Below are 6,593 nucleotides of genomic sequence, written 5' to 3' on the forward strand. Positions count from 1 at the left end.
GAGGCGCTGTCCCAGCCAGAGATCGCCTTGACCTCCAGAAACTCCTCGATGCCCCAATGCCCGCCCTCGCGCGCCCGGCCCGAGGCCTTGATGCCGCCAAAGGGGCTGCCCGCCGCGCGGGATTTGCCGTTCATCTCCACCATGCCCGCGCGCAAGGCCCGCGCCAGCCGGTTGCGCCGCGCACCATCGGCGCTTTGCACATAATTGGTCAGGCCATAGGGCGTGTCATTGGCGATGCGCACCGCCTCTTCCTCGCTGTCGAAGGGCAGGATCGACAGGACCGGGCCAAAGATCTCCTCGCGTTCGATGGTCATGCCGGGGGTGACATCGGCAAAGACGGTGGGCTTCACATAGAAGCCGCGATTCAGGTGTTCGGGCCGCCCGAGGCCCCCGGCCACCAGCCGCGCGCCCTCGTCGAGGCCTTTCTGGATATAGCCCTGAATCTGCTCCCATTGCCGCTTGTTCACCACCGGGCCGATATGGCGGCCCTCTTGCGCGGCGGGGCCGACCTCGATGCTGCGCGCAATTTCGGCTGCCTTTTCAACGGTCTGATCATAGATCGACCGTTCCACCAACATGCGCGAGGGCGCGTTGCAGCTTTGGCCCGAGTTCTGCATCATATGGCGCACGCCCCGCTCCACCGCCTTTTCATCGGCATCGGCAAAGATCAGGTTGGCGCCCTTGCCCCCCAGCTCCAGCGTCACCCGTTTCAGCGTCTCGGCCGCCGCCTTGCTGATCGCGCGGCCCGCGCGGGTCGACCCGGTGAAAGAGATCATCTCGACATCCGGGTGTTCCGACAGCCGGGTGCCGACGCCCGCGCCATCGCCATTCACCAGATTGAACACGCCCGCAGGCAGGCCCGCATCGTGGCAGAACTCCGCAAACAGCATCGAGGACAGCGGCGCCTCCTCCGAGGGTTTCAGCACGCAGGGGCAGCCCGCCAGCAGCGCCGGGATCACCTTCAGCGTCACCTGATTCATCGGCCAGTTCCAGGGCGTGATCAGCCCCACCACCCCGATGGGTTCCAGCGCGATCCGGTCATTCGGGGCATGCGGCCCCAACGGGCGCACCCATTCGATCTGGTCAAAGGCAGTGAGAAAATTCTTCAGATGCCAGGGCAGGCAGGGCGCCTGGCTTTCGCGCGCCAGCTTGATCGGCGCGCCCATTTCCAGGCTGATCGCCTGCGCCATTTCTTCGGCGCGCGCCTCGTATTGTTCAAGGATTTTCACCACATAGCCGCGCCGCAGTTCGGGCGCGGTGGCGGCCCAGCCCGGGAAAGCCGCCTTGGCCGCTGCCACCGCGCGGTCGCAATCCGCCGCCGAGCCGAGGCTGATCGTGGCGCAGGGCTCCTCGGTCGACGGGTCGATCACCGCGCAATCCCTGGGGGCCAGCGGGGCCACCCAGGCGCCGTTGATGTAAAAGTCGCGTTTGTCGATCATGGCATGCCTCCGGGGTTTGGCGGCATCTTAGGCGCTTTGCGGGGCAGGGCAAGTCGAATTTGATCAAATTATGCGGCCTTTGCCGCCGCCCCGCCGCCTGCTACACCGGGCCATGTTCGGATTTCTGACCCGCTCGCGCAGCATCACCAAGATCAGTCTCACCCCGCCTGCCGCGCTGCCAGAGCGCAGTGGCCTTGCGCTGGTGCTGATCGTGAAGAACGAGGCCCGCCATATCGCGGAATGGGCGCGGTTTCATGCCGATGCCGGGGTGGCGCATATCCATGTTTATGACAATGGTTCCACCGATGGCACCGTGCAGGCCATCCGCGATGCCGTGGGCGATCTGTGCAGCGTGATTCCCTGGGATCAGAAGCTGCGCGATGCGCGCCGGGGTCTGGAGATCCACAATCAGGTTCTGGCCTATGCCCATGCCACGCGCAATTTCGGCGGGCGCTATCGCTGGATGAGCTTCATCGACGTGGACGAGTTTCTGGTGCCGAAACAGGCGCGCAGCCTGCCCGAGGCGCTGGCGCATCTGGAGGCCTGCCGCAATATCAGCCTGCCCTGGCACATGTTTGGCCGCTCGGGCCATCAGACGCCGCCCGAGGGGGGCGTGGTGCAGAACTACACCCTGCGCAACCCCGATCCGATGAGCGATGCCAAGGGCTTGCGCAATTTCAAGATGATCGTCGATCCCTGCGCGGTGACGGCGCTCAAGGTGCATGAGATCGAGACCGGCGGTGGCGTGACCTGCAATGACCGGGGGCAGGCCTTCACCCAGAAAACCCGCTGCCAGCCCGGTTTCTATAGCGCAGACCATATCCAGCTGAACCACTATTACACCCGCTCGGATGCCGAGCTGCGGGCCAAGATCGCGCGCGGCCCCAATCTGACGACGCCCGATGCCGACCACCTGCGCCGCGTGATGCGCAAGGTGGACGCCATCGAGGCGGGGCAGGTGCCGGATCGGGCGGCGCAAGACTTTCTGCGCCGCATCCTCCCCGCAGAACGGCAGACCTGAGCGCGGCGGCGGACAGGGAAGCCCGTCCTCTTTTGGCCCCAAAACCGCAAGAGGGGGTGCAACGGCTGGGCAAATCTCCTATTTCAGGCGGGTAACTTCCGCTGTGAGGAACCCCATGTCCGTCCGTATCAACGACATCGCCCCCGATTTCACCGCCGAGTCGACTGCCGGCACCATCAAGTTCCACGACTGGCTGGACGGCAGCTATGCCATCATCTTCAGCCATCCGCGCGATTTCACCCCGGTTTGCACCACCGAATTCGGCGCCGTGGCGCAGCTGGCGGGCGAATTTGCCAAGCGCAACACCAAGGTCATCGGCGTTTCCGTCGATTCGGTCGAGGATCATGGCAAATGGAAGCGCGACATCGAGGCTTTCTCGGGCAGCCCCGCCGATTTCCCGATCATCGACGACACCTCGCTGACGGTCGCCAAGGCCTATGACATGCTGCCCGCCGAATATTACCTGCCCACCGAAGGCCGCGCCCCGGCACATACCGCCACGGTGCGGACGGTCTATATCGTCGGGCCGGACAAGAAGGTGCGCCTGACCATGACCTATCCGATGTCGGTGGGCCGCAACTTCGCCGAAATCCTGCGCGCGCTGGATGCGGTGCAGGCCACCGATGGCGTGCCGATCGCCACGCCCGCCAACTGGGTGCCGGGGCAGGATGTCATCGTGGCGCTCAGCCTGAACAATGATCAGGCCACCGAGAAGTTCGGCGAGCTGGACATCAAGCTGCCCTATCTGCGCTTTGCCAAGGCCCCGGCCAAGTAAGTCCGGCGGCAAAGCTGCATTTTTGCATGTGCAGAAATCCCGTGCGATCCGCACGGGATTTTTCTTTGCGAAACGCACGATCAAAGCGGTTTGATCATTTGTAAAGCAAGGATGAAACAAGCCATGCGCTGCCTGCATGACGGGTTTCGTCAGACTCTGGATTGTGCAGGCGCAGCAATTGCCCCATTTTCATCTCAACAGCGCAGGGCATGGAACCCGCGCTGATGATGAAAGAAAGAGGCACTGACATGGCATATGTCGTTACGAACCGTCGCTCGGGCATCTCGCTGGCTGATCTGGTCGCCAATATCGCGGTCAATGTGAAAGCCGCTCTGGCACGCCGCGCGATCTACAGCCGCACGCTGGCCGAACTCAACGCGCTGTCCGACCGTGATCTGAGCGATCTGGGCGTCAGCCGCCATCAGATTGCCGATCTGGCCCGCGAAGCGGCCTACGGCAAGTAAGTTTCCGGTTTCTGGCGCGTTCCTCCTCCCTCGCGCCAGAGTGGTGGGGCCTCCTCCTCCCTGCTCCACCAACCCAAAAGGCCCGCGGTCCTCCCCCGCGGGCCTTTGCCATTTCTGGCGATTGCGCTGCATGCCGTCGCCTCCGGCCCTGCCATTCCGGAGGTGGCGCTTGAGTTTCCACCCCCCCGGCCTTAGGTCTGAACCAAAGGCGGAGGGTTCCATGCTGGCAGGCAAGCGCGTTCTTCTGGTGATCGGTGGCGGCATTGCCGCCTATAAGGCGCTGGACCTGATCCGCCGTCTGCGCGAGCGCGGTGTGGCGGTTACCCCGGTTCTGACCCGCGCGGGCGCTGAATTTGTCACGCCGCTGTCGGTTTCGGCTTTGGCCGGGGCCAAGGTGCATGAGGCTCTGTTCGATCTGACCGCCGAGGCCGAGATGGGCCATATCCAGCTCAGCCGCAGCGCCGATCTGATCGTGGTGGCGCCCGCGACCGCCGATCTGATGGCGAAGGCGGCGCAGGGCCGGGCGGATGATCTGGCCTCGACCCTGCTTTTGGCGACCGATACGCCGGTGCTGATGGCGCCTGCGATGAATGTGCGGATGTGGGATCACAAGGCCACGCAGCGCAATCTGGCGCAGTTGCGGGCCGATGGGGTGCGTTTTGTCGGCCCGAACGAGGGTGACATGGCCTGTGGCGAGTTTGGCCCCGGCCGCATGGCAGAGCCGCTGGAGATTGTGGCGGCCATCGAGGCTGCACTGACCGGCGGGCCGCTGGCGGGCAAACATGTGCTGGTGACCTCTGGCCCCACGCATGAACCCATTGATCCGGTTCGATATATCGCCAACCGCTCCTCCGGGGCGCAGGGCACGGCGCTGGCCGCCGCGCTGCGCGATCTGGGGGCGCGGGTCACCTTTGTCACCGGCCCGGCCAGCGTTGCGCCGCCCGCCGGGGTGGCCGTGGTGCAGGTGGAAACCGCGCGGCAGATGCTGGCGGCGGTCGAGGCCGCCTTGCCCGCCGATGCGGCGGTTTTCGCGGCGGCGGTGGCCGATTGGCGGGTGGCCAATGCGGGCGCGCAGAAGATGAAGAAGGATGGCTCGGGCCGAGCGCCTGCGCTGGAATTTGCCGAAAATCCTGACATTCTGGCCAGTATCTCGCAGCGCACCGAGGGGCGCCCGGCGCTGGTGGTGGGCTTTGCCGCCGAGACCGAGAAGGTGGTGGAACATGCCACGGCCAAGCGCTTGCGCAAGGGGTGTGACTGGATCGTGGCGAATGATGTGAGCCCCGAGACCGGCATCATGGGCGGCAGCGAAAATGCGATCACGCTGATTTCCGGGGCGGGTGCCGAGGCGTGGCCGCGCATGGGCAAGGATGCGGTGGCGCGCGCCCTGGCGGCGCGGATCGCGGCGGCGCTAGCGTAGCGGGCAGCCGGTCACCTCGACGGCGCGGGTCTCGTCCAGCACGGTCAGGCGCAGGGTTTCGGGTGTCAGATCAAAGGCTTGACCCGGAGACGGCACGAAATCGGCCTGCGCGACCAGCACGTCGCCCTGGCGCGAAACCGTGGCATCGGACACCCAGACCGGGGCCTGAGGTTCCATCACCACGGTCTCGGGGCCGGTGCCTTGCGGCAGGGTCATGCGGGCAGTGACGCGCAACCCGTCCTCGATCGGCTCGGCAGTGCAGGCCAGATCGGCCAGCCCGGCACTGGCGCCATCTTGCGGCAGGCGGCCCAAGGCGGCAGCGATCAGCGGATCGGGTGCGCCGGGCATTGGCAGGTCATCGCCCAGCACCAGCTGCGCGGGCACGCAAATATCCTTGCACAGGCCCAGATCGACCGAGGCCCGCAGCACGACCGGTTTTGCCGGGTCCAGCGGCGTCACCTCCAGCGGCAACACAAGGCTGTGCTTGTAGCCGATGGTCTGCATGCCCTGAAAATCGAACAGGTCGGGGCGCGGCCAGATCGGGCGCACGGCGGCGAGGTTTTCCGACCCTGACCAGTCAAATTCCGGCGGCACCCCGGCATCACCCGGCGCGCGCCAATAGGTTTTCCATTCGTCGCGCAATTGCAGATGCAGCGCGGCCATCTGGCGGCCATCGGCCTCGCGCCAGCCGGGCAGCAGTTCGGCCTTCACGATGTCCTCTTGCCGCAACATCTCGGCACCGCAGGGCAGAAGCGTGGCGGGCAGCAAGGCGAGGGCAAGGGCGAGGGTGCGAGTCATGCTGTGGAACATAGGCACGGCGCCTGTAATGGGAAATCACATTCCGGCGAACCGCTGCCGCTGTGGCCGGGTTGCACCGGCCGCCGCAAGGGGCCATATCTGGAGCATGGACCTTTCAGGCTCGATCCTTATCGCGATGCCCGGCATGGGTGATCCGCGCTTTGACAAAAGCGTGATCCTGATCTGTGCGCATAGCGACGAGGGCGCCATGGGGCTGATCATCAACAAGCCCTCGCCTGATCTCAGCTTTTCGGCGCTGCTCGATCATCTGGACATCGGGCGGGCGCCCGCCGGGCGCGACATCCGGGTGCATTTCGGCGGCCCGGTGGAGCGCGGGCGCGGCTTTGTGCTGCACAGCCGTGATTATGCGCCGGGGGCCGGTTCGATGATGGTGCCGGGCGTGGGGCGCGGGGGCCTCGCCATGACGGCGACGCAGGATATTCTGGCCGATCTGGCACAGGGTGGCGGGCCGTCGCAGGCCTTGCTCGCCCTTGGCTATGCGGGCTGGGGGCCGGGGCAGCTGGAGGGCGAGATTGCCCGCAATGACTGGCTGACCGCCGTGGCGCCCGAGGGGCTGATCTTTGCCGCCGATGACAGCGCGAAATGGGGCCTTGCCCTGCGGTCGATGGGCATTGACCCGCTCAGCCTCTCGGCGGTGTCGGGTCGCGCCTGACGCCGA

At 65.8% G+C, this 6,593-nt stretch carries 7 protein-coding genes; 5 read left to right on the plus strand and 2 right to left on the minus strand.

What is annotated here, in order from left to right:
* On the minus strand, positions 1 to 1,439 hold a 1,439-nt coding region (locus JNN06_RS05225), incomplete at its 3' end, for an aldehyde dehydrogenase family protein (RefSeq protein ID WP_291238537.1).
* A 112-nt stretch (positions 1,440 to 1,551) separates the two neighbouring features.
* Here JNN06_RS05225 and JNN06_RS05230 point away from each other — a divergent pair.
* The 4 genes from JNN06_RS05230 (at position 1,552) to coaBC (ending at position 5,116) form a co-directional block, all read left to right on the plus strand.
* Positions 1,552 to 2,460, plus strand: coding sequence for a glycosyltransferase family 92 protein (locus JNN06_RS05230; protein WP_291238538.1), 909 nt, complete (start codon positions 1,552 to 1,554; stop codon positions 2,458 to 2,460).
* Positions 2,461 to 2,575: 115 nt separating this feature from the next.
* Complete coding sequence (locus JNN06_RS05235; RefSeq protein ID WP_291238539.1) at positions 2,576 to 3,235, plus strand: peroxiredoxin; 660 nt, start codon at positions 2,576 to 2,578, stop codon at positions 3,233 to 3,235.
* A 248-nt stretch (positions 3,236 to 3,483) separates the two neighbouring features.
* The gene (locus JNN06_RS05240; RefSeq protein WP_291238540.1) at positions 3,484 to 3,699 is read left to right on the plus strand and encodes a DUF1127 domain-containing protein; all 216 of its coding nucleotides are present in this window, start codon (positions 3,484 to 3,486) and stop codon (positions 3,697 to 3,699) included.
* A 220-nt stretch (positions 3,700 to 3,919) separates the two neighbouring features.
* A complete protein-coding gene (coaBC, locus tag JNN06_RS05245) occupies positions 3,920 to 5,116 on the plus strand; it encodes a bifunctional phosphopantothenoylcysteine decarboxylase/phosphopantothenate--cysteine ligase CoaBC (protein WP_291238541.1) in 1,197 nt (398 codons plus the stop codon).
* Here the strand turns inward: coaBC and JNN06_RS05250 are convergent.
* A complete protein-coding gene (locus tag JNN06_RS05250; protein ID WP_291238542.1) occupies positions 5,108 to 5,914 on the minus strand; it encodes a protein-disulfide reductase DsbD domain-containing protein in 807 nt (268 codons plus the stop codon). The genes coaBC and JNN06_RS05250 overlap by 9 nt on opposite strands.
* A 106-nt stretch (positions 5,915 to 6,020) precedes the next feature.
* On the opposite strand from JNN06_RS05250, the gene JNN06_RS05255 reads away from it, so the two are divergent.
* Positions 6,021 to 6,587, plus strand: a complete 567-nt coding sequence (locus tag JNN06_RS05255; protein ID WP_291238543.1) for a YqgE/AlgH family protein — start codon at positions 6,021 to 6,023, stop codon at positions 6,585 to 6,587.
* Positions 6,588 to 6,593: the final 6 nt, after the last annotated feature.

Origin of the sequence: Gemmobacter sp. (assembly GCF_016792925.1) — a bacterium.
Taxonomy (GTDB): domain Bacteria; phylum Pseudomonadota; class Alphaproteobacteria; order Rhodobacterales; family Rhodobacteraceae; genus Gemmobacter.